This is a genomic window from Burkholderia sp. A2, from assembly GCF_001729305.1.
In the GTDB taxonomy this organism is placed as follows: domain Bacteria; phylum Pseudomonadota; class Gammaproteobacteria; order Burkholderiales; family Burkholderiaceae; genus Burkholderia; species Burkholderia sola.
On sequence record NZ_LZXX01000090.1, the window covers coordinates 470,092 to 492,761 of the forward strand.

Here is a 22,670-nt window from a genome sequence, read left to right on the forward strand (position 1 = left end):
GTGGGTGCGCCCGACGGTTGCCGGACCGAAGCGCGCCGGCGACGATTTTTCGTCTTGGTTAGAGAATGTATCCGAACAGCTACGATGTTCCGATTGCGCGCCTCGTCGCGCGCCAGATTCTGTCCTGCGCGCCCGCCACGCCGGTGCGGGAGGCCGCGCGACGCATGTTCGCCGAACGTTGCAGCTCGATCGTCGTGATGAAGGAAGAACAGGTCGTCGGGATCTGGACCGAGCATGATGCACTGTCGGCCGGCGACAATCCGGGCGAGCTCGATCGGCCGGTCAGCGAGGTGATGAGCCATCCGGTGCTGACGCTCGAGGCCGACACGCCACTGGGCGAAGCCGCGATGAAGTTCAAGCAGTCGGGCGTGCGGCACTTCGTGGTGGTGCGGGATGGCGCCGCGATCGGCGTGCTGACGCAAACGGACGTCGTCGTGAACCAGGGCCCGGAATTTTTCCTGCACCTGAAGCCGATCGAGTCGATCCGCATCCATCCGCCCGTCGTGGTGCCCGAGCAGGCCCGACTGCACGACGTCATCGCGCAGATGCGCGCGCAACGGCTCGATGCGATCCTCGTCGGCTACGACGACGGCGAGCACGGCATCCTGACCGAACGCGACATCGTCCGGCTGCTGGCGGGCGGCGGCGCCCAAGGCACGGTCGGCGCCCATGCGAGCAAGCCGCTGCAGATGCTGACCGCCAAGCAAAGCCTGTATGCGGCGCAGCGCTTCATGACCGAACACAACATGCGGCATGTCGGCATCCGGGACGACGATGGCAGACTGACCGGGCTGCTCTGCTTCGCGGACGTGCTGCAGAGCATCGAGCACGAATACGCGAACGAGCTGCGCAGCGCGTTGCGCGAGCGCGACGAAGCGCTGGGGCTCGCGCGCTTCAACCTGCGCATGGCGGATCGGGTGTTCGAATCGGCACTCGAAGGCATCATGGTGACCGACCGGCGCGCGCGGATCGAGCGCGTCAACCAGGCGTTCACGCGCCTGACCGGGTACAGCGAGGATGAAGTGATCGGGCGCAACCCGGGCTTGCTGAGTTCCGGGCGCCAGACGCCCGATTTCTACAAGCAGCTGTGGCATTCGCTCACGACCGATGGCCACTGGCAAGGCGAAATCTGGAATCGCCGCAAGACCGGCGAGCTGTTTCTCGAATACCTGACGATCACCAGCATTCGCGACAGCGCAGGCGAGATCTCTCACTACGCAGCGATCTTTTCCGACATCACGCAGCGGCGCCAGGCGGAGGAACGGCTGGGCTATCTCGCCACGCACGACGTGCTCACCAACCTCGCGAACCGGATGCTGTTCGAGGAGCGGCTTGCGCACGCGATCAGCCATGCGAAGCGGTTCGGTCGCAAGGTCGCGGTGATGTACCTCGATCTCGACCGCTTCAAGCTGATCAACGATACGCTCGGCCACAACGCCGGCGACGAGGTGCTGAAGACGGTCGCCGAGCGCATCGTCGCCAATGTGCGCGCGAACGACACGGTGGCGCGCATGGGCGGCGACGAATTCGCGCTCGTGCTCGAGGAGATCGACGACGTCCGCGACGTGGGACGCGTGGCGCGCAAGCTGCTCGACGAAGTGGGACGGGCGATCGATATCGGCGATCGCGAGATCTTCGTGACGCCCAGCATCGGCATCAGCATCTATCCGGACGACGGCACCGCGGCGGAGGACTTGATCCTGCTCGCGGACCAGGCCATGTACGGCGCGAAGAGCCGCGGCAGGAACGTGTTTCAGTTCTTCGAGAGCAAGATGACGTCATCGGCGATCGAGCAACTGGAGACGCTCGGCGAACTGCACCGCGCGCTCGAGCAGAATGAATTCCGCCTGTTCTACCAGCCGCAATACGATCTGGCGAGCGGCCGGATCGTCGGCATGGAAGCGCTGCTGCGCTGGCTGCACCCGCACCGGGGCCTGGTGCCGCCGGGCGACTTCATCGGGCTGGCGGAGCGATCCGCGCTGATCGTCCCGATCGGCAGATGGGTTTTGCACGAAGCGTGCCGACAGGCGCGCCGCTGGCTCGACGAGGGCTTCGAGTTCGGGCGTGTGTCGGTGAACGTATCGGCGCGGCAGTGCTTTACCGACCACTTCCTCAGCGACCTGACGACCATTCTCAGCGAAACCGCGTTGCCGGCCGAATACCTGCAGCTCGAGTTGCTCGAAAGCATGGCGATGAACACCCGCGAGGAAATCGGCATCTTGCTGCGCGAACTGGCGACGCGGGGAATCAGCCTCGCGATCGACGATTTCGGCACGGGCTATTCGTCGCTGGTGTATCTGAAGGATCTGCCCGTCGATACGCTGAAGATCGATCGGTCGTTCCTCACGAACTGCGGTTCGGGCAGCACGGACGACGCGATCGTGCGCGCGATCGTGGCGATGGGGCGTGCGCTGGGGCTCGACGTCGTGATGGAGGGCGTCGAGACGGCGAAGCAGCTGGCCTTCCTGCAGGAGATCGGCTGCCACCAGGGGCAGGGTTTCCTGTTCGCGCGGCCGCAGCCCGCCGAGCAGTTGGTCGGTATTTCGTCGCGCCGCGGCGCTGAACTGCTGACGGAGTGAGGCGATCGCGGGGGGCGCGGCGCGTAGTACGACATGCCGGCTCGACAGGTCAGCAGTAGCGGGAACGGCGCTGTTTGCTGCCTTGCGTGTGCTGCTGCACGGTCACTCGGTGGAGGGCCAACGGTAGCCGATCACTTCATGCAGCGGATACGCAAGTTCCCGGACTTCCTCCAACTGGTTGCCGCCGAACAGATGGACGTGCTCATCGTCGTGACGCAGGTAGAAACCGACGTGCCCTTTCCAGCTCGTCGGGTCGTCACGCGTCAGGATCGCGATGCAGCCGTAGACCGGGCGCTCCAGCGGTTTGCCCCATTCGAGCCACGAGCGTGCGAGCGCGGAGCCGGTGCCGCGAAATCCGGCGTGCGCCATGCACCAGTTCACGAACGACGAGCACCAGGAAATCTTGTCGTCGTAGCCGACCAGGTTCGTCTGGTTGTTGTATTCGACGATGCGCGGGTTGATGCTGCCCGGCGGGTGGCGGCGGATGCCGAGTTCGGCCAGCGCGACGGGCATCCAGGGTGGGTGGACGGCTTTCACGTTGCTCTCAGGGTTTGATAGGGTCACGTCGTTCTCGGGTACGTGTCGGTGCTGTTTCGCTCAATCTTCGCATGAATGAATACGGCGAATCCACAGCGCCCTTCACGGATCGGGATTTTCGTCGGGCCCACCCGTATCATGGAGGCAGCGCCCCCGACTTCCTGCCCGCCATGCGCATCACGCCCCTGCCGCCTCTTCAGTGCCTCATCGCGTTCGAAGCCGCCGTGCGGCACGCGAGTTTCACGAAAGCCGCCGCCGAACTGCACCTGACCCAAAGCGCGGTCAGCCGCCAGATCCAGCAGCTCGAGGAATTCCTCGGCCGCTCGCTGTTCGTTCGCGAACACCGTTCGCTACGGCTGACGATAGCCGGCGAACAATACGCGGCACAAGTCCATCATTTGCTCACGCAATGCGCGGAAGCCACGCACGACGTGATGAAACCGTACGGCGATCTCGAACTGACGATCGCGTGCTCGTCCGGCGTCGCGGTACTGTGGCTCACGCCGCGGCTGCCGAACTTTCGCGCCACGTATCCGAACATCAAGCTGCGCCTGATCGTGCGCGACAGCCTTGCATCGATGTCGCCCGCGGAATTCGACGTCGGCGTCTACTACGTGCGCCAGCAGGCACCGGCCGAATACACCGCGCGCCGGCTGTTCGACGAAGAAGTGTTCCCCGTCTGCGCGCCCGGCTATCTCGCCGGCCGCACGCTCGACCCGGCCGATCTCGCGAACGAAACGCTGCTGCGCCTCGAAGACGGCCAGCGCCAATGGATGTCGTGGTCCGAATGGTTCGACCTGAACGACGTCGACCGGCAGAAGGCGCAGCCGCAGGACATCTCGATCAACTCCTATCCGCAGATCGTGCAGATGACGATTCTCGGTCAGGGCGTGTCGCTCGGCTGGCGTTACATGATCGACGCATGCATCGAAGCCGGCCTGCTGGTGCGCGTGACGGAAGCGTCCGCGAGCCACGGTGGCGGCTATTACGTGATCTCGCCGAACGACCGCGCGCAGAACCAGGCCGCCCGCCTGTTCACGCGCTGGCTGTTCGAGCAGGCGGAGCAGCAGACCGGGGCCTGAATGCCCCCGGCGCGACGCATGCGTGCAGCGCATGCAGGCATGCGAATCTTTCGTTTCAGAAAAAAATCCGGCTCTCCTTAGCATGGGATTCATGCGGGACAGCCGTCCCGTCTTCGGACTTCTGACAAAGGAAGAGACCATGCAAGGAACGCTTTCCCCGCGCGCCGCGCCTTCCGTCGATGCGGCGGTGCAACAGCGCCGCCGCGCCATCGTCGCAACCGTCATCGGCAACGGCCTCGAATGGTTCGACTTCACCGTCTACAGCTTCTTCGCGGTGATCATCGCGAAGCTGTTCTTCCCGACCGGCAACGAACTCACGTCCGTGCTGCTCACCGTCGCGACGTTCGGCGTGGGCTTCTTCATGCGGCCGGTGGGCGGCATCGTGCTCGGCGTCTATGCCGACAAGGTCGGACGCAAGGCCGCGCTGTCGCTCACGATCCTGCTGATGGCGGCCGGCACCGCGCTGATCGGGATCGCGCCGACCTACGAACAGGCCGGCATCGCCGCGCCGCTGATGATCGTCGTCGCGCGGCTGCTGCAAGGCTTCTCGGCCGGCGGCGAGATGGGCGGCGCCACCGCGTTCCTCACCGAATACGCGCCGCCGGAGAAGCGCGCGTATTACTCGAGCTGGATCCAGTCGAGCATCGGCTTCGCGGTGCTGCTCGGTGCGGCGACCGGCACGTTCGTCACGACGTCGCTCGACACGCAGGCGCTGCATAGCTGGGGCTGGCGGCTGCCGTTCCTGCTCGGGATCATCGTCGGGCCGGTCGGCTACTTCATCCGCAGCCATATCGACGAGACGCCCGCGTTCAGCGCCGTCGAATCGCAGGCGAAGGAAAGCTCGCCGCTGAAGGAAGTGCTGCACACGTATCCGCGCGAGACGTTCGCGAGTTTCTCGATGGTCATCCTGTGGACCGTCTGCACCTACGTGCTGCTGTTCTACATGCCGACCTATTCCGTGCGCACGCTGCATCTGCCGCAATCGACCGGCTTCACGGCCGGCATGGTCGGCGGGCTGATGATCATGTGCTGCTCGCCGATCGTCGGGCGACTCGCCGACGTGTGGGGACGACGCGTGTTCCTGTCCGGCGCGGCGCTCGCGATCCTCGTGCTCGCGTGGCCGATGTTCTCGTGGATCAACCATGCGCCCGGGTTCGCGTCGCTGATCGTGTTCCAGGCCGTGTTCGGCGTGCTGATCGCCGCCTATACGGGGCCGATCCTCGCGGCGTTCGCGGAGCTGTTTCCGACCAAGGTGCTGTCGACCGGGTTATCCGTTGCGTACAACTTCGCGGTGACGATCTTCGGCGGGTTCGCGCCGTTCCTGATCACGTGGCTCATCGCCCGCACCGGCAGCAACATGGCGCCCGCGTTCTACGTGATGTTCGCGGCGGCCGTCAGTTTCGTCGGCACGCGCTTCGTGAAGAACGCGAAGCGTGCGGCCGCAACGACTCGATAAGGATATTTCTCCCATGACCATTACCGTGCTTCAAGGCGGCAACGTGCTCGACCTCGAACGAGGCGTGTTGCTCGAACATCATCATGTCGTGATCGAAGGCGAGCGGATCGTCGAAGTCACCGATCGGCCGGTGGATTTGCCGAATGCGCAGGTGATCGACGTGCGCGGCAAGACCGTGATGCCGGGGTTCATCGATTGCCATGTGCATGTGCTGGCGTCGAATGCGAACCTGGGTGCGAATGCGACGCAGCCGAATATTCTCGCGGCGATTCGGTCGCTGCCGATTCTCGATGCGATGTTGTCGCGGGGGTTTACCAGTGTGCGGGATGCGGGGGGCGCGGATTGGAGTTTGATGCAGGCGGTTGAGACGGGGCTGATTCCGGGGCCGCGGATTTTTCCGTCGGGGAAAGCGTTGTCGCAGACCGGCGGGCATGGGGATTTTCGGCCTCGGGGGGATTTGCTGGAGCCCTGCTCCTGCTGTTTCAGGACGGGAGCGATTGCGCGCGTCGTCGATGGCGTCGAAGGGGTGCGGCTCGCCGTGCGCGAGGAGATTCAGAAAGGCGCGACGCAGATCAAGATCATGGCGTCGGGTGGCGTGGCTTCGCCGACCGATCCGATTGCGAACACGCAGTATTCAGAGGATGAGATTCGGGCGATCGTTGACGAGGCCGAGGCCGCGAATACTTATGTGATGGCGCATGCGTATACGGGACGGGCGATTGCGCGGGCTGTGAGGTGCGGCGTGCGGACGATCGAGCATGGGAATCTCGTGGATGAGGCGGCTGCGGCGCTGATGCATGAGCGGGGGGCGTTTGTGGTGCCGACGCTGGTGACTTATGACGCGCTGGCTAAGCATGGGGCGGAGTTTGGGATGCCGGCGGACTCCATCGCGAAGGTGGCCTCCGTGCAGCAGAAAGGACGCGAGTCGCTTGAGATCTATGCAAAGGCCGGGGTGAAGATGGGGTTCGGGTCGGACCTGCTCGGCGAGATGCACGCGTTTCAGTCCGGTGAGTTTCGGATTCGGGCGGAGGTGCTTGGGAATTTGGAAGCGCTTAGGTCGGCGACAACGGTGGCGGCGGAGATTGTCAATATGACGGGGGAGCTTGGGGTGGTTGCGGTGGGGGCGATCGCTGATGTCGTCGTGCTGGATGGGAATCCGCTTGAGGATATTGGCGTCGTGGCCGATGAAGGTACGCGGATCGAGTATGTGTTGCAGCGGGGAGCGGTTGTGAAGCGGCGGGCCGGCGGGCGGTGATTTGACACCATTCGGGTATTTCGGCAGGCGCGATGCGGCCTCACGGGCCTTGCGGTCGTGACAGTTGTTGAAGGTCACTAGAGGTGTGAATCGCGGCGTTCGCGGCAATGGCCGGGGCGGTGTCGCCCCGGCGGTCAGTCGTGTTCATGCAACGCCTGCGTTCCACTCGCTAGAGCCGCATCAAGCGGCCCTTGCAGGTGTTAGAGCGGTGACGGTCCCCGGTCAGGATCGTGGTACGGCTGCTCTCGCAGCGCCAACTGGCTGTAGTCCGGCGTGATCGTGATCGATCGGTCGACGTCGCTGACTCTCAAGTACACGCGGTCGCCCGGCTTGAAGCCGAAGATCTTGAAATTGATATCGATCGCCTTCATCCACGGCAGGTACGGCCAGCCTCGCTTGGGTAGGTCCGGGTAGTTGCGCAGGACCAGCTCAAACGTCTTCTGCATGTTGACGGGTTTGTTCTTTCTACGACGTGGCTTAGTATTGGCGTCAGCCATTTCCGACTCCTTGGGTGAGTTGGTGGTGGTCAGCGGGTCGTATGGGTTGCCGCCCATGCGGCCCGCGCTTCTTTGTTGCCTTGGGTTTCCCCTTCTTTCTCCTCTCTTCGCTGGGTCTTGTTGGGCAAGACGGCTTTCTTTCGACCATCGGGGTGGAGGGAGCTGCGTTCAACTCCCGATGGCGAGAAGCATGGCTTCATGACCAGTGTAGTCGAGCTGGCATCTCAGAAATGGGGGATTGAGGGGGATTGGCCGTTAGGTATAGGAACTGGCTCGACTCATGCTTCCCAGAAGGTCCCCGATGTTCACGCCAGCAATCCAAAATGCTTGTTACCTCGCCAAGACGTCGACTCCAATCGGAGGATCGAGCAATCTCTTGGGTCAAACTTTCCGACACAAAGTGAACGGAGAGACGTCGCACATCGGGTTAAAAGTGTATTGCTTGCAAGTTTTCGATCGTGATACCGTTTTCGTATCAGTCGGAAGTCTGAATAGGGCCCGATTTCAGGCATCAAGGGGCCACCTCGGATAATGCGACACTTCACTGGCGCAGCAGCTAGTCTAGATCTAGCAAACAGCACCACGCAGTGAACTAACCACTATCAAAAATAACATTTCAATTTTAACGGGGAAGAAATGTTAGAAATTGCATATACGAAGCGCAGAATTTCAAAGTGTATAAACTACGCCGACATTATTAACGACAAAACCTTACTCGACACTAAAAATCGAGATGCCAAATCAAAATTATCAGCAGAAAAGATAGCCACTCGAACAATATTCAAAGAAGACCTTAAATTGCTAAAAATAAAAGGGAAGACTGCATATACATTCGCGAATACCGAACAGGCGCTTGTCACCAGACTCATATCGAAAAATATAAAAGCAAATTACAAAATCAGACCTCAAAACAGAAATCTCATCATAAGGAGCTTAATATCCACACTCAGAGAGAGCTCACCGTATAATATTCACAGATTTGACATCGAAAATTTCTTTGAAAGCATTGATCGACCAGCGATTTTCAATAAACTTATTTCAGAAGACAATTGCTCCAGACAAACATTGACCCTGATTTACGACCTCTTCGAAAGAATAAAATCGCAAGGCATCCTTGGCCTTCCCCGGGGAATTGGATTGAGCTCCACCCTCTCCGAACTCGCACTACATGATTTTGACGCCGCAATAAAGCGCGAAAGGAATGTCTTTTACTACGCCAGATTTGTCGATGACATGATCCTAATCACCGCCCCTGACTTCTCTCACGGCGATGTCATCAAACTTCTCGAAGGGAATTTAGGCTTCGGCCTGAAACTACACAAGTCAGGCAATAAAATTTCTCATCACTCGCTGGGAAAAGCGTCCGACAAGAATCAAACGAAACCCAAAAATCTCCAATATCTCGGATATGATTTTTCAATTCATGAAAAAAACAGCCGAACAGATTCCATCCTCGGAATTCCCCGCAGACACATTGAAATTGAAATCTGCAAAGATAAGATAGACAGAATAAAATCGAGAATAATCGCATCATTCACCAATTATCTGAGCAACGCCACCGCCCCCACTGCATTTCACATCCTAGAATCAAGAATCAAAGCGCTTACTGGGAATTACTCCATAAACGATCCACTCACAAAAATCAACATAAAAACCGGCATATTTTATAATTACCCCGAGAAAAACAAGAAGATCAATTGCCCACTGAAAGAGCTTGATGCCATGCTGAGAGGACTTCTATTTGACAAAAAACCAAAACTATCATCAAGAATTCAGAAAAAACTCACCCTCAATCAACGCCGACAACTTATCGGTCACACATTTACCAAGGGCTTCTACGAAATAAGACTACACACCTTCACACATGAAGATCTAAAGAAAATAAAGGAGGTTTGGAAAAAATGACGAAATCACTTCGCCAAATAAAGAAAGAAGACTACGCGCGAGTCATTTTAACCGAGACGCCATGCTATGACGTCCCAGTCACATTCTCGAACGTCGGATTTTACTGGCATTGGAAAAAACATCAAGACGGGAAAAGCTTCTTCCCCGACGTCATGGATTATCTATTCTGCAATTCCGACATAAATCACTACACAACCCCACTGCCCTACAAGATCAGAAAAGATAGCCGATCCTATCGCCATCTCGCTTTAATTCACCCCATCACTCAAATCAATTTCATAGACTTCTACAAAACATTCGATCAGCAGATAATCTTAGCTTGCAAAGATAGCCCCTTCAGCATTCGCTGTCCGGAAACCGTTGCGAGCAAGTACTATGTGCACAACAAAAAGGAAAACACACAAAAATTCAAATCAGAGGGCGTAACAACAAAACAATCAGAAACAAAGAGCCGATATCTTTCATCATATTTCGCATATCGCGGATACAATAGACTTCACCATTTCTTCGATTCCCAAGAATTTATCACGCTGGAGAGAAAATATTCATCTTTTTGGTCTCTCGACATATCCAAATGCTTCGACAGCATTTACACACACTCCATCACATGGGCACTAAAAACCAAACCACACTCAAAAAATATTGCCAGCATCAAAAATACATTCGGATCTGTATTTGACACATTAATGCAACGCGCCAATTACAACGAGACCGCCGGGATTGTAATTGGTCCAGAGATAAGCCGGATATTCGCGGAAATCATTCTTCAGCGAATTGACAAAGACATCCTGACAGAACTTCAAAAGCCCGAACATCACAATCTCCGCAATGGAGTCGATTACACAATCAGGCGCTACGTAGATGATATCTACATATTTTCACTATCTGAAGAGATATCAGAAACCGTCGCAAAGGTTGTCGAGAACTGCCTAAAATCGTACAAACTCAACATTAATAGCGCAAAAACCAACAAAGCAAGCCGGCCATTTGTCACCCAAAAAAGTCGATCACTTCTATTTGCCAAAAGAGCGCTGCAGTCTCTCGTTTCAAACATATTGACAAGCAAAAACGAACAGGACGAGATAACAACTCCCAAGAGAATATACCGCCGCAAGAGTCTTATCGCCTCATTTTTGAACGAAGTAAAATCTGCATGCATAGAATCTACGGAAGCGTATGAGTTGGTTTCAGGATACCTTATCTCCGCACTCTCGAACCTCGCAATCTCTTTTTGCGAAAAAGATCTTGACCACCCAGCCCCCGAAAACGAAAATAGAAAGAAATATGTTGATTTTTTAAAAATCATCATTGAGCTTGTATTTCATTTTTACACAATCAGCCCAAGTCAAAATGGATCAATCAAGATTTGTATTTTGACAAATATTTCTTGCAAATACATATCCAAGAAGATTCCCGATGAAGCAAACGAGATAAGAAGCCTAATCTACACCCTAGGGAACGACTTCTTCTCCAGCAGCGGATTCAAAAAAATATCGAATGACAATTCGGACTTTGCACTTCTCGAGGCATTAAATATCCTTGTCGCCCTCAAACTGCTTGGTCGGAATTTTCTTGTATCTCGATCCGTTTTAGAAAAAATAGTCAATATCGCCAATAACAGGCGAACCTCGTACTTCGAAATTACGACACTACTGTTTTATATAGGTGACGACCCAGAGGGATCGTACAATAGAATCAAGGAGAAGATTATCAAAGATATAGATTACATCCTACAAGACATCTCCGATATCAAATCTAATTCAGAGAAAGCATACTTACTCTTAGATATATTGACCTGCCCTTTTGTTTCAGACGAAAAACGCAGAGGTTACGTCAAAAAACTTCTCGCACAGGTAACACAATTGCAACCACCCGATCACGTAGTACTCGAATATCAAAAGAAATTTGCAAAATATCGATGGTTTACGTCCTGGAACCAAGCCGAATTACTCGCGTCTCTTGAAAAGAAGGCGTTGCTTAAAAGTTATTGATCGGCTAACCTACTTGGGTAGGATGTACCGGCTTGTTTACGGATCTGGCACTGATGGATCCGGCTAGTCAATATGTTGTGTCGGAAGAGATTTCCGGCGGAACATTGAGACATCATCTTTCGAGATGGCGGAAACGCACACACTATACCGGCTGGACATCCTACACTTCTCCCCCTCCATCCGCATAACCACTACACGATCGGTTGGCCTTTACCTCCAAGCATTCTGTATAAACTAGCCATTTAGCAAACGTTCTCTTCTCGTCATCCGACGTAGAGAAATTTTCCAGTCTCGTGCTCATCTCAGACTCGTGCGGTCTGTGGTCTATTGCCACGATAGCTAAAGCAGTCCGCAACTGACTAACCAAGCGTAAGATCTCAGCGAAAAACCCAGTGTTGAGGAACACACCTGCCCCGCATGCAAGATAAGAATCCGCCGGCGCCCCAACACCCTTCGCCCTCAACTCCCGCAATGACGACGGCAAGCACTACATCCCCCACCCCAACCTTCAATCCGGAAATACGTTTCATTTCTATAAACGCAGCCAAATCGGGCAACAACAAACAAAAACGGCCGCCGTGACCCACGACAGCCGCCCTCAGAAACACCCCACCAACCTCAAACCCCAAATCAACCCTTACTCATCCACCTTAAAAGCCGAAACCAGCTTGGTCAATTCCGCCGCCTGTTGCTTCAAACTCTCCGCCGCCGCCGCGCTTTCCTCAACCAAAGCCGCATTCTGCTGCGTCATCTGATCGAGCGACTGCACCGCATCCCCGATCTGATCGATCCCGGCGCTCTGCTCCAGGCTAGCCTCCGCAATCTCGCTCATCATCGCGCTAACGCCTTGAACTTGCGAGACAACATCACTCATCACCTTCCCCGCCTCACTAACGAGCCGCGACCCGGCACCCACCGTCCCCGCGCTATGCTCGATCAGCGATTTAATCTCCTTCGCCGCCTGCGCACTACGCTGCGCCAGATTCCGCACTTCCGAAGCGACAACAGCAAACCCACGCCCCTGCTCCCCCGCCCGCGCAGCCTCCACAGCCGCATTCAAAGCCAGAATATTCGTCTGAAACGAGATACTGTCGATCATCACGATGATCTCGGAAATCCGTTGCGAAGCGTTACTGATCTGCTCCATCGTCGTCACGACCTCGCCTACCACTTGCCCACCACGCGCCGCCGTATCCGCCGCGCCATTGATCATCTTCGCGGCCGTCGTCGCCGTCTCGGTGTTGTTACGCACCACGGCCGTGATCTCTTCCATCGACGAAGCCGTCCGCTCCAGGTTGCTCGACTGCCCTTCGGTGCGCTCGCTGAGATCCGCATTCCCCGAAGCAATCTGCGCCGACCCGGTCGCAATCGAAGCCGAAGCTGCACGAATCCGATGAACCAGCGTCGATAACGACGACACGAACCGATTGAACGCATCCGACAACTGCCCGATCTCGTCCTCGCTCTCGACCGTCATGCGGCGCGTCAAATCCCCCTGGCCGCTGGCGATCTCCGACAGCAGCGTCGCCGCCCGACGAATCGGCGCGGCAATCGCTCGGCCCACCAACCAGATCACGAACAGCGCAACCCCAAGCCCCACCACCGCCGCGACCAACGCCGCACTACGAATCGCACGCGTCACCGGCCCCAGCAGTTCAGCCTGCGGCACGTGAACGACCACATACGCATTCAGCTCCGGAATGAACGACGTCGCGATGAACCGAGCGCCGCCATCGCCCTCATAGCTGAGATACGCATACGGCTTGCCCGCAAGCAACGTCGCCGACGCCTCGCTCGGCAGCCCCGATTCATCCTTCAGAAAATGCTTCCCGTCGATCAACGACGTATCGCGATGCATCATGATCGCGCCGTCGGGGCGCACGAGGTACGCAAACCCGGTGTCGCCGATCCGGTAAGCCGAGATCCCCTTCGCGAGCGCATCGACGGAAAGGCTCATGCTCGCCGCGCCGATCGGCACGCCGTCGAGTTCCACGCGGCTGTTGATGAACATCATGTAGCCGCCGACGGTCACCTCGCGATCCATGTTCACGTCGTACGCCTTGCCCGACGAAAGAAAGCTGGTCAGCCACTGATCCTTGTCGGTCACCTTCCGCTGCAGGCCGGCTTCGTTGTAGTAGTTGCCGCTCTTCACCGACACCCACTGCACGGACGCGGCCTTCTGCTCGTCCTTCACGTTCTTCGCGAGCTGAATCCAGTTGCGCGTGCCGGCGTCGGGTTCGCCGTCGGCTTCCCATTGCAGCAGGAACGCATCACGCGCGAGAATGCGCGACGCGGCGATCGGGCCAGCCATCTGGCGCTGCACGTCGGCGCGGATGCCGTTGACGGCGGTCGGCAACTCTTCGCGGACGACGCGATCGCGCACCGCGTTGCCGATCAAACGAACGCTGAGCCCGCTCGAAATCGCGACGAACACGAGCAGACAACTCGTCATGCTGAGAATCAGCTTGTTCTGAATGGAAAGCTTGCGCCAGAAATGCATGGGGAACCCTCGATAACCGCTCGGTCTGAGCCAGATTGGGTTATCGGCAGGCGGGCGCAGAATCGCATCGCTGATTTCAGATAGCGATCATTCGAGATTCGTTATGTTGTTAAAGAGCGGGCATATGCGGCCGCTTATATGCACGAGAAACAACGCAAACACGAGGCGCTGATCAGTAAGCAACGAAGATCGTGACGCGCCGGTTCCTTGCCCTTGAAGCCGCATCGTCCCCCGCGACGAGCGGCTGCGTATCGGCTCGCCCGATCGCCGCCAGCCGATGTGGCGCGACACCGCGCTCGGTCAGGTAGCGCACCACACTCCCCGCGCGCGCCGACGAAAGCTCCCAGTTCGATTCGTATTTCGCGTTCGCGATCGGCACGCTATCCGTGTGGCCTTCGACGAGGATGTCGCCGGTTGCATGCGCACTCAATGCCTGCGCGATCTGATTCAGCACCGGCGACGAATCAGGCAGCAAGCGCGCATCGCCGACGTTGAACAGGATCTTCGCGTCGATACCGATCTCGACGCCATGCGGCGCCTTCACCAGCGAAATGCGTCCATTCGACTTCAACGAATCGAGCAACGCGAGCCATGGCGGCGCTGGCTCGGACTTGGCGGCATCGACGGAAGCAGTCGCAGCACCACCATCCTGCCGCGCAAGCGTCTGATACCGCGCATCGAGCGCGTTGTATTTCGCGAGCTGCAGCACATACAGCGCGAGAAACAGCACCATCAGCGTCGTGATGAGATCCGCGTACGAAATCAGCCAGCGCCCGGAGTGCGCGCCTTCGAGTTCGTGATCGTCGCGATCGGCAGCGGATGCGCCGTCAGTTCGAGCAGTCATGCTGTCGGAAATCCGGGTTCGTCAAACGGTACAGGTACAGGTGCAGACACACGCCAGCACAAAGCGCACGAACATCACGCCAGCGTTTCCGCCGCCCGCCCACGCACATCGCCGGTCAACCGCGTCTCGATCGTATGCGGCGATTCCTTGCGCGAAATCGCGAGCAAACCGTCGAGATACAGCTTGCGGAACCGCATCTCGCTATCGATCTGCGCGCGCAGCTTGCCGTACAGCGGCAGGAACACGAGGTTCGCAAACGCGAGCCCGTACAGCGTCGCGACGAACGCCATCGCGATGCCCGGCCCAAGCTGCGCCGGCTCCAGAATATGGCTCGTCACCTGCACGAGCCCGAGCACCGAGCCGAGAATGCCGAAGGTCGGCGCATAGCCGCCGGCCTGCTGCCACACGCGCACGGCGGCGAGGCGGCTGCGTTCGTACGCATCGAGTTCGCGCTGCAACGCGTCTTCGAGCACCGCGGTCGACACGCCGTTCGCCAGCAGTTCGAGCCCGCGTCGCGCGAACGGATGAATGCCGCTCACGTCCATCGATTCGAAAGCGAGCAGCCCGTCGAGCTTCGCGCGGTCGCCCCATTCGAGCAGATCGGACAGGTTCTTGCGATCGACTTCGCGCGCCCGCACGAACGCGAGCCGCAACTGTTTCACCGCGTCGAAGAAGCACGCCCACGTGTTCTGGATCATCACCGCGCCGAGCGTGCCGCCGAGCACGATCACGAGCGCCTCGAACTGGACCAGCATCGAGAAATGCCCACCTTCGAGCGCGAACCCGAACACGATCGCCGCGCCGCCCAGCATCACACCGACCAGGGTCAACAGATCCATACGCCCCCCGTATCACACATCCGACGACAGTGTCGCCGCGACGGACGCCGCACCCGCCGCAGGCGCCTTCGCCGCGCGCACGGCCTCCAGCACGCGCTGTTCGATGTCCTCGATCTCGATCGGGTCGAGCTTGAGTTCGCGGCGCATCACCCACGACACCTCGTTGCGCCGCGCCTCGGTCATCACGGAAAACAGCTTGTCGGCCACCGCGCGATCGTCGAGGTTCGCGATCAGTTTCGCGAGGTCGTAGGTATCGAATGCGCTGATCACGTCGAACAGCGTGCGCTGGTCGATCCACACGAGATCCTCGAGCGCGCGCACGTCGCCGCCTCGGCGGCCATTGCGGCGCGAGAAGTACGCAACGCCCTTCTGTTCGACGTAGTTGAGCACCTTCGATTTGCGGAACGCGAACACTTCTTCCGCGATCTCGCCGTTCGACAGCTTGTTGAGCAACAGCGTCTTGTCGACGCCGATCAGCGATTCGAGATCGGTCAGCTCGATGAGTTCGAGTTCGCTGTTGATGGACACGTCGAGATCGTGATCGGCCACCTGCTGCGCGCGGTCGACCACGCGTGCGGCGTCGAACGTGACGACCTGACGCGCATCCGACGAAGCCGCGTAATCGGTTGCGCCACCGCCATCGCCCTGCGCGGCTTCGATCGTGACGAGGTTGAGCTTCTCCATGCGCCGCAGCATCGCGAGCACGTGCGGCCGAGAATGGCCGGCAATCGCGCGGCATTTGCGGATCACTTCGGCGAGCGGCACGGAGGTTTCGGCCGCATGCGCCTGCATCGGCCGGCGCGCCCACGTGTCGCCCGATTCACGCGCATCGGCGCCGGCCATCAGAGACAGCACGTGCGCATACGACAGCACGCCCGGCATGAAATCCGCATGCGTATAGGTCGCGAGCTGGTCGTCCTTGCGCTTCACGCGGCGGATCATCGTTCGCACGATATGACGCAGCAGCGCGGACACGCGCTCGATTTCTTCATCGAGGATGCCGGCCGGCACGACCGTGAGCTGACAGAACGACAGCGCCTTCGCGGTATGCGCACGCGGCTCGGCGGCGAGCAGCGCCGATTCGCCGAAGAACTCGCCACGGCCGAGCGTCGCGACGATCACGCGCTTGTCGTCGCAGCGCGTGGACAGCTCGACCTTGCCGTCGGTAATGAGGAAGATGACGGGCTCGCCCGCGAAGCCCTCCGAGTAAATGATTTCCCCGGGCGCGGCGGTACGCGTCCACGATTGCTGACGATTCACAAGTCGATCCCCCTGCTGCGCTGGTTGTTGCGGACTGCGCGTCGCACGTCTGAAGCATGCGATCGCGAGTCGTCCCCGTGACTTGTTTACGTCATCGGACGCAACGCCCTTTAGGGCATTCGTGCTCGTTTTGAACCGAAATCAAGGTGAAACGTTTGCGAGTTGCGCAGGTCCATCGATCGTTCGTTTCGTCGCGCGCACCTGTAGTGAAATTGAAAGCGCGCTCCGATCGAACGCGTCAGAACTCCATGTCGAGTTCGTCAATGTCTTCGTGCTCGGCCTTCGCCGCGTCGATCCACTCGGCGACGAACGGATGCGCCAGGACACGCATGCAGTACTCGGCGATATCCGGTTCGAGCTTCACGTCGTAGGTCAGGAAGCGCGTGACGACCGGCGCGTACATCGCATCGGCGATGCCGATCTCCGCCCCGAACAGCCAGGGGCCGCCGTACTCGGCCAGGCACTCGCGCCAGATGGTCACGATCCGCTCGATGTCGTGCTGCGCGCGCGACCAGATCCGGAAGCCGGGGAAATGCCCGCGCAGGTTCATCGGCAGCGCGGATCGCAATGCGCTGAAGCCGGAATGCATCTCGCCGCAGATCGACCGGCAATGCGCGCGTGCGTGGCGCTCGTCGGGCAGCAGCCGCGCCTGCGGGCGGATCTCGTTCAGGTACTCTGCAATCGCGAGCGTGTCCCACACCGCGTTGCCGTCGTGCGTCAGGCACGGCACGAGGATGGATGGCGACAGCAGCAGCAGCTCGGCGCGCGACGTGGCATCGATCGGCACGCTGATCGTCTCGAACGCGAGGCCGCTCAGCTTCGCGAGCAACCACCCGCGCATCGACCACGACGAGTAATTGCGGCTGCTGATGGTCAGCGTCGTCCGTGCGTTGGATTCCATGTCGCTCCCCTGCTAAATGTCGTTCGTGCCCCTGCACCGTAAACGGACGCGCCGTCGGACCGCGCACCACGCCTGTGCGGTCCGTACGCCGAACTGGCGCAACGTCGCACGGCATCGCGACACGTGTCGCACGCCCGGCCAGCAAGGCAACGGATCGCCTTCGCCCAGCTCATCACGTACCGCGCGCGTCGCCGCGCTCCCGAAGCGCTGCAACGCGCGTGCCAGCCGCATGCTGGCATACGCCTTGCCTCGTTACTTGCAATGCGGCGTCACGAGCGACGGTCATGAATCTGCTTGCCTATCCGTTTTATCAATGGTCTGCGGAATGCCTGCGCCCGGCGCGGGCATGGGCGGCCGCGACGCGCGCGACGATGTCGATGTGGCCGCCCGCGACATCGACGCCGACAGGCCGCATGGTCGATGCGCTGTGCGAACTGCTCGAATGCTGCGCGTTCTCGCACCGGCGGCCGCCGTTCGGGATCGCGTCGGTCGTCGTCGACGGCGAAACGGTGCCGATCGTCGAGGAAGCGGCCGCGGCCACCCCGTTCGCGACGCTGCTGCATTTCCGCAAGGCGCGGCCGGTCGCGCGCCAGCCGCGCGTGCTGATCGTCGCGCCGATGTCCGGGCACTTCGCGACGCTGCTGCGCGGCACGGTGCGCACGATGCTGGCCGATCACGACGTGTACATCACCGACTGGCACAACCCGCGCGACATCCCGCTGTCGGCCGGACGTTTCGGTTTCGACGAATACGTCACGCACGTGATCGACTTCATTCGCCACATCGGCCCGGACGCGCACGTGCTCGCGATCTGCCAGCCGACCGTCGCGTCGCTCGCGGCAGTCTCGCTGATGGCGGCCGGCGGCGATCCCGCGCAGCCGGCGAGCCTGACGCTGATGGCCGGCCCGATCGACTGTCGCGTGAATCCGACGAAGGTCAACGAACTCGCGACGAGCCAGCCGATCGAGTGGTTCGCGCACAACCTGATCAGCGTGGTGCCGACGGGCTTCGTCGGCGCGCAGCGGTGCGTGTATCCGGGCTTCGTGCAGGTCGGCGCATTCATGTCGATGAACCCGGACCGGCATGCGGCGTCGTTCGCGGATCTGTACTACGAGCGCGCGAAAGGCGACCCCGCGAAAGCCGATACGTTGCGGCATTTCTACGATGAATATTTCGCGACGGCCGACCTCACCGCGGAGTTCTATCTGGAAACGGTCGAGAAGGTGTTCCAGCAGTACGCGCTCGCGCGCGGCGAATTGACGGTCGGCGGCACGCTCGTCGAACCGGCGGCGATTCATCGTACCGCGCTGTTGACGGTCGAAGGCGAGAAGGACGATATCTGCGCAGTGGGCCAGACGGTCGCCGCGCAGGAACTATGTTCGGGGTTACCGTCGTACCTGAAGACGCACCATGTACAAACGGGTGTGGGGCACTACGGCGTGTTCAACGGCAGTCGATGGGAAGCGCAGATCTATCCAATCGTGCGCGCGACGATCCACGACAACGAGCCGTACGATCGCACCACGGATGCGGAAGGCGACACAAGCGGCGCGTATTACGTCACGCTGCGCGCGCTGCTCGATGCGCGCACGGCCGGGATCGATGCGGCGACCGAAGCGCAATCGGATCACGCGACTGAACGCGGGTAGTGACACGGTGAATCGCCCCGCCGGAAAGGCGGGGCGACGTTTGCTGCAGCATCCGGACGACGCGCGATCGAACCACTCACGCGCGCGGCCGGCTCGTTGCGATTAGGCCTTGCCGTGCGACTAACGCCCGGCGTCGACAGGCCGTGCACCGCATCTGCGTGCAATCGATGATCTTTGACATCGCGTCGTCAATCGACGGTCGAAGCTGACGACTGTCTTTCTTTTCTTTCTGGCTCTTGAGCTTCGGGGCCGTTTGGAATTCGAATCAACAGGCGGAAGCGGAAGGTCGGTCGCGGATTTGGACGGACCATAAAAAACCGCCTGAATGCAGGCGGTTCGTCGAAAACGCACACCGAGCCGGCACGCTACGCACCGACCTCGCCCCACGGCGTTGGCTCCGGCACCGCGCACGGCCCGTCGACGTCGATCGATTTGAAATCGGCAGGCCCGACGATCTCCAGATACTCCATGTCCGGCGAGTAGTCGAACAGGTAGTGGACGATCCCCGGCGCCTGGTGCACGCAGTCTCCGGCCGCCACCAGCGTTTCCTGGTCGCCGTACATGAAGCGCGCCCAGCCCTTCAACATGATCACGATATGGAACTCGGCCTCATGACGGTGCCAGCCGGTGCCCGCCGCCGGTGCATGATTGGCCCTGACGAGTTGCGCGACGACCTTGCCGTTCGTCGCGGCGGCGATGCCGAGATCGCGATACAGGAAGAAGTCGCGCAGGCCCTCGCCTTGATAGGCGGTGTCCTGCGGCTTCACGTGGGAAAAAGCGGTGGTGGTCGGCGTGCTCATCGCGGTGCTCCTTCATCGAAAGGATCACGCGAGACAAGCATTAAGCGTTCCAGTTTGCGACGGCGCGAAACCGTGCGTACTCACTTCAACCGCCCCGACAGAAACTGCCCGAGCCGCTCGCTCTTCGGATTCACGAGGATCTGCTGCGGATCGCCCTCTTCCTCGATCTTCCCCTGATGCAGAAAGATCACGTGGTTCGACACGTTGCGCGCGAAGCCCATTTCGTGCGTGACGACGACCATCGTCCGTCCTTCCTCGGCCAGCTTCTGCATCACCTTCAGCACTTCGCCCACCAGCTCCGGATCGAGCGCCGACGTCGGCTCGTCGAACAGCATCACCTCCGGCTCCATCGCAAGCGCACGCGCGATCGCGACGCGCTGCTGCTGGCCGCCCGACAGGTGCGACGGGTACATACCCTCGACGCGCGGCGCGAGCCCTACCTTCTCCAGGTACTTGCGCGCCCGCGCGACCGCCTCTTCCTTGCCGACGCCGAGCACGGCCATCGGCGCCTCGATCACGTTCTCGAGCACCGTCATGTGCGCCCACAGGTTGAAATGCTGGAACACCATCGACAGCTTCGTGCGCATGCGCTGCAGCTGCTTCTGGTCGGCCACGCGCAGCGAGCCGTTGCGGTCGCGCGTGGTCTGGATCGGCTCGCTGCCGATCGTGATCTGCCCGGAGCACGGCTGTTCGAGGAAATTGATGCAGCGCAGGAACGTGCTTTTTCCGGAGCCGCTCGAGCCGATGATGCTGATCACGTCGCCGGCCTTCGCCTTCATCGACACGCCCTTCAACACCTCGTTGTCGCCGAATTTCTTGTGCAGGTTGTCAACGGTAAGCTTGTACATGCTGGGTCCTTCGTTGCGGATCTTGCGAATGCATTAATGGCTGCGCGGCGCGAGGTACGCGAGCCAGCGCGTCTCGAGCTTGCGGAACGCCCAGATGAGCGCGAACACGACGACCGCGTACAGCACGGCCGCGATGCCGTACGCCTGGAACGACATGTACGTCGCCGAATTGACGTCGCGCGTGACCTTCAGGATGTCGGGGACGGTCGCGGTGAACGCGAGCGTCGTCGCGTGCAGCATCAGGATCACTTCGTTGCTGTAGCTCGGCAGCGAGCGGCGCAGCGCGGACGGCAGGATGATGCGCGTATAGAGCTTGAAGCGCGACATCCCATAGGCCATGCCGGCCTCGATCTCGCCGGCCGACGTCGCCTTGATCGCACCCGCGAAGATCTCGGTCGCATACGCGCATTCGTTCAGCACGAACGCGAGCAGCGTGCAGTTCATCGCGTTGCGGAAGAACGTGTCGAGCAGCACGTGGTCGTGCACGACCTGCAGGCTGTAGATGCCCGTGTAGCACATCAGCAGCTGCACGTAGAGCGGCGTGCCGCGGAACACGTACGTATAGAGCCACACGGGGCCGGAGATCCAGCGGTTCGACGACGCGCGCGCGATCGCGAGCGGCACGGCGAGCGCGAAGCCGAGCGCGATGGACACGACCAGCAGCCACAGCGTGATCGCGAGGCCGCTGAAGCGGTAGCCGTCGGAATAGAGATAGCTTTGCCAGTACTGGCCGACGAGTTCGATCACAGTGCGAGCCTCCGGACACCGACGGAATAACGTTTCTCGAGGTGGTGCAGCACGACGTTGGACACCGTCGTGATCGCGAGGTAGATCGCGCCCGCCGCGAGCGTGAAAAAGAAGAAATCGAGCGTGCTCTTGCCCGCGTCCTGCGACGCCTTCACGACGTCGGCGAGGCCGATGATCGACACGAGTGCGGTGGCCTTCACGAGCACCTGCCAGTTGTTGCCGATGCCCGGCAGCGCGAAGCGCATCATCTGCGGGAACAGGATGCGGTAAAACACGCGCCAGCCGCTCATCCCGTACGCGAAGCCCGCTTCGAGCTGGCCGCGCGGCACCGCGAGGAACGCACCGCGGAACGTCTCGGTGAAGTACGCGCCGTAGATGAAGCCGAGCGTCACGACGCCGGCCACGAACGGGTCGATGTCGATCTGGTCCCAGCCGAGCACGTCGGTCACGTCGTTCAGCAGGATCTGGATCCCGTAGAACAGCAGCAGCATCAACACGAGATCGGGCACCGCGCGGATCAGCGTCGTGTAGAACGTGCCGACCGACTTGAGCGCGCGGTTGGCCGACAGTTTCGCGGCCGCGCCGGCGAGGCCGAGTATCAGCGACGCGGCGAGCGACAGCACCGCGAGCTTCACGGTCTCGACCGTGCCGGCCCACAGCAGCGGGCCAAATCCTTGGAAGATCATATTAGGGATCCAGAACGATGTGGCTGGATTGTCAATAGCCATTAAGCGCGCATCAAACGAGTTCTGCGCACTACCTGATGCCGTCCGCTCATCAAGCCGGACGCGTCGCGCGAGGGACGCGGCGCGCGCCGCGATCGATGCGCGGCGCACGGGCGGTCAGCCGCCGTAGACGTCGAAGCGGATCGTCGGCCCATCCTTGGCATGGGCGCCGACCGCGAGGCAGGCGAGGGCAATACTGAGCGCGAGTTTCTTCATGGCGTTCCTGTCAGAGGCGAACCGGAAGGGGTTCCAGCC

The 22,670-nt window shown here is 60.0% G+C and carries 18 protein-coding genes; 7 read left to right on the forward strand and 11 right to left on the reverse strand.

Annotated features, from left to right (window positions below; all coding sequences use genetic code 11):
• Nucleotides 1-65 precede the first annotated feature (65 nt).
• Nucleotides 66-2,579 carry an EAL domain-containing protein gene (locus A9Z05_RS14120; protein WP_069618612.1) on the forward strand — a complete coding sequence of 838 codons (2,514 nt, stop codon included), beginning with the start codon at nucleotides 66-68 and terminating at the stop codon, nucleotides 2,577-2,579.
• Nucleotides 2,580-2,681: 102 nt separating this feature from the next.
• Here the strand turns inward: A9Z05_RS14120 and A9Z05_RS14125 are convergent, their stop codons facing one another.
• Nucleotides 2,682-3,092, reverse strand: a complete 411-nt coding sequence (locus A9Z05_RS14125; RefSeq protein ID WP_069618613.1) for a TIGR02594 family protein — start codon at nucleotides 3,090-3,092, stop codon at nucleotides 2,682-2,684.
• Between the two features lie 194 nt (nucleotides 3,093-3,286).
• Between A9Z05_RS14125 and A9Z05_RS14130 the strand changes: the two genes are divergently transcribed.
• The 3 genes from A9Z05_RS14130 to A9Z05_RS14140 all read left to right on the forward strand — a co-directional run bounded on the left by A9Z05_RS14130 (nucleotide 3,287) and on the right by A9Z05_RS14140 (nucleotide 6,909).
• Complete coding sequence (locus A9Z05_RS14130; RefSeq protein ID WP_069618614.1) at nucleotides 3,287-4,198, forward strand: LysR substrate-binding domain-containing protein; 912 nt, start codon at nucleotides 3,287-3,289, stop codon at nucleotides 4,196-4,198.
• Nucleotides 4,199-4,337: 139 nt separating this feature from the next.
• A complete protein-coding gene (locus A9Z05_RS14135; protein ID WP_069618615.1) occupies nucleotides 4,338-5,654 on the forward strand; it encodes an MFS transporter in 1,317 nt (438 codons plus the stop codon).
• Between the two features lie 13 nt (nucleotides 5,655-5,667).
• A complete protein-coding gene (locus tag A9Z05_RS14140; protein WP_069618616.1) occupies nucleotides 5,668-6,909 on the forward strand; it encodes an amidohydrolase family protein in 1,242 nt (413 codons plus the stop codon).
• Between the two features lie 200 nt (nucleotides 6,910-7,109).
• On the opposite strand, the gene A9Z05_RS14145 is transcribed toward A9Z05_RS14140, so the two are convergent.
• Nucleotides 7,110-7,463 (reverse strand): hypothetical protein, encoded by a 354-nt coding sequence (locus tag A9Z05_RS14145; protein ID WP_244137935.1) that lies wholly within the window; start codon nucleotides 7,461-7,463, stop codon nucleotides 7,110-7,112.
• A gap of 579 nt (nucleotides 7,464-8,042) precedes the next feature.
• Between A9Z05_RS14145 and drt3a the strand changes: the two genes are divergently transcribed.
• Together drt3a and drt3b are read left to right on the forward strand one after the other, a co-directional pair.
• Nucleotides 8,043-9,311 (forward strand): antiviral reverse transcriptase Drt3a, encoded by a 1,269-nt coding sequence (gene drt3a / locus A9Z05_RS34680; protein ID WP_084044244.1) that lies wholly within the window; start codon nucleotides 8,043-8,045, stop codon nucleotides 9,309-9,311.
• A complete protein-coding gene (drt3b, locus tag A9Z05_RS34685; RefSeq protein ID WP_084044245.1) occupies nucleotides 9,308-11,302 on the forward strand; it encodes an antiviral reverse transcriptase Drt3b in 1,995 nt (664 codons plus the stop codon). Before drt3a ends, drt3b begins: the two co-directional genes overlap by 4 nt.
• A 637-nt stretch (nucleotides 11,303-11,939) precedes the next feature.
• Here drt3b and A9Z05_RS14150 read toward each other — a convergent pair.
• The 5 genes from A9Z05_RS14150 to A9Z05_RS14170 form a co-directional block, all read right to left on the reverse strand.
• Entirely contained in the window at nucleotides 11,940-13,802 is a 1,863-nt protein-coding gene (locus A9Z05_RS14150; protein WP_069618617.1) for a methyl-accepting chemotaxis protein, read from the reverse strand.
• 172 nt (nucleotides 13,803-13,974) lie between these two features.
• Complete coding sequence (locus tag A9Z05_RS14155) at nucleotides 13,975-14,646, reverse strand: OmpA family protein (protein ID WP_069618618.1); 672 nt, start codon at nucleotides 14,644-14,646, stop codon at nucleotides 13,975-13,977.
• Nucleotides 14,647-14,720: 74 nt separating this feature from the next.
• Nucleotides 14,721-15,485, reverse strand: a complete 765-nt coding sequence (locus tag A9Z05_RS14160) for a flagellar motor protein (protein WP_069618619.1) — start codon at nucleotides 15,483-15,485, stop codon at nucleotides 14,721-14,723.
• A gap of 12 nt (nucleotides 15,486-15,497) precedes the next feature.
• Nucleotides 15,498-16,745 (reverse strand): Crp/Fnr family transcriptional regulator, encoded by a 1,248-nt coding sequence (locus A9Z05_RS14165; protein WP_069618620.1) that lies wholly within the window; start codon nucleotides 16,743-16,745, stop codon nucleotides 15,498-15,500.
• 238 nt (nucleotides 16,746-16,983) lie between these two features.
• Nucleotides 16,984-17,646 (reverse strand): glutathione S-transferase family protein, encoded by a 663-nt coding sequence (locus A9Z05_RS14170; RefSeq protein ID WP_069618621.1) that lies wholly within the window; start codon nucleotides 17,644-17,646, stop codon nucleotides 16,984-16,986.
• 284 nt (nucleotides 17,647-17,930) lie between these two features.
• Between A9Z05_RS14170 and A9Z05_RS14175 the strand changes: the two genes are divergently transcribed.
• The gene (locus A9Z05_RS14175) at nucleotides 17,931-19,295 is read left to right on the forward strand and encodes a polyhydroxyalkanoate depolymerase (RefSeq protein WP_069618622.1); all 1,365 of its coding nucleotides are present in this window, start codon (nucleotides 17,931-17,933) and stop codon (nucleotides 19,293-19,295) included.
• A gap of 365 nt (nucleotides 19,296-19,660) precedes the next feature.
• Here A9Z05_RS14175 and A9Z05_RS14180 read toward each other — a convergent pair whose 3' ends face one another.
• From A9Z05_RS14180 to A9Z05_RS14195, 4 genes are all read right to left on the reverse strand, one after another.
• Nucleotides 19,661-20,095, reverse strand: coding sequence for a cupin domain-containing protein (locus A9Z05_RS14180; RefSeq protein ID WP_069618623.1), 435 nt, complete (start codon nucleotides 20,093-20,095; stop codon nucleotides 19,661-19,663).
• 80 nt (nucleotides 20,096-20,175) lie between these two features.
• Nucleotides 20,176-20,943: an ABC transporter ATP-binding protein gene (locus A9Z05_RS14185; RefSeq protein ID WP_069618624.1), complete on the reverse strand. Its 768-nt coding sequence runs from the start codon at nucleotides 20,941-20,943 to the stop codon at nucleotides 20,176-20,178.
• A gap of 33 nt (nucleotides 20,944-20,976) precedes the next feature.
• A complete protein-coding gene (locus tag A9Z05_RS14190; protein WP_069618625.1) occupies nucleotides 20,977-21,690 on the reverse strand; it encodes an ABC transporter permease in 714 nt (237 codons plus the stop codon).
• Nucleotides 21,687-22,376, reverse strand: coding sequence for an ABC transporter permease (locus A9Z05_RS14195; RefSeq protein WP_050018072.1), 690 nt, complete (start codon nucleotides 22,374-22,376; stop codon nucleotides 21,687-21,689). Before A9Z05_RS14195 ends, A9Z05_RS14190 begins: the two co-directional genes overlap by 4 nt.
• Between the last annotated feature and the right edge of the window lie 294 nt (nucleotides 22,377-22,670).

Excerpts from the sequence above, each read along its gene's own strand:
- A9Z05_RS14120 (WP_069618612.1), top strand. The coding sequence starts at position 66 with ATGTATCCGAACAGCTACGATGTTCCGATTGCGCGCCTCGTCGCGCGC.
- A9Z05_RS14125 (WP_069618613.1), bottom strand. The coding sequence starts at position 3,092 with ATGCCCGTCGCGCTGGCCGAACTCGGCATCCGCCGCCACCCGCCGGGC.
- A9Z05_RS14130 (WP_069618614.1), top strand. The coding sequence starts at position 3,287 with ATGCGCATCACGCCCCTGCCGCCTCTTCAGTGCCTCATCGCGTTCGAA.
- A9Z05_RS14135 (WP_069618615.1), top strand. The coding sequence starts at position 4,338 with ATGCAAGGAACGCTTTCCCCGCGCGCCGCGCCTTCCGTCGATGCGGCG.
- A9Z05_RS14140 (WP_069618616.1), top strand. The coding sequence starts at position 5,668 with ATGACCATTACCGTGCTTCAAGGCGGCAACGTGCTCGACCTCGAACGA.
- A9Z05_RS14145 (WP_244137935.1), bottom strand. The coding sequence starts at position 7,463 with ATGGGCGGCAACCCATACGACCCGCTGACCACCACCAACTCACCCAAG.
- drt3a (WP_084044244.1), top strand. The coding sequence starts at position 8,043 with ATGTTAGAAATTGCATATACGAAGCGCAGAATTTCAAAGTGTATAAAC.
- drt3b (WP_084044245.1), top strand. The coding sequence starts at position 9,308 with ATGACGAAATCACTTCGCCAAATAAAGAAAGAAGACTACGCGCGAGTC.
- A9Z05_RS14150 (WP_069618617.1), bottom strand. The coding sequence starts at position 13,802 with ATGCATTTCTGGCGCAAGCTTTCCATTCAGAACAAGCTGATTCTCAGC.
- A9Z05_RS14155 (WP_069618618.1), bottom strand. The coding sequence starts at position 14,646 with ATGACTGCTCGAACTGACGGCGCATCCGCTGCCGATCGCGACGATCAC.
- A9Z05_RS14160 (WP_069618619.1), bottom strand. The coding sequence starts at position 15,485 with ATGGATCTGTTGACCCTGGTCGGTGTGATGCTGGGCGGCGCGGCGATC.
- A9Z05_RS14170 (WP_069618621.1), bottom strand. The coding sequence starts at position 17,646 with ATGGAATCCAACGCACGGACGACGCTGACCATCAGCAGCCGCAATTAC.
- A9Z05_RS14175 (WP_069618622.1), top strand. The coding sequence starts at position 17,931 with ATGAATCTGCTTGCCTATCCGTTTTATCAATGGTCTGCGGAATGCCTG.
- A9Z05_RS14180 (WP_069618623.1), bottom strand. The coding sequence starts at position 20,095 with ATGAGCACGCCGACCACCACCGCTTTTTCCCACGTGAAGCCGCAGGAC.
- A9Z05_RS14185 (WP_069618624.1), bottom strand. The coding sequence starts at position 20,943 with ATGTACAAGCTTACCGTTGACAACCTGCACAAGAAATTCGGCGACAAC.
- A9Z05_RS14195 (WP_050018072.1), bottom strand. The coding sequence starts at position 22,376 with ATGATCTTCCAAGGATTTGGCCCGCTGCTGTGGGCCGGCACGGTCGAG.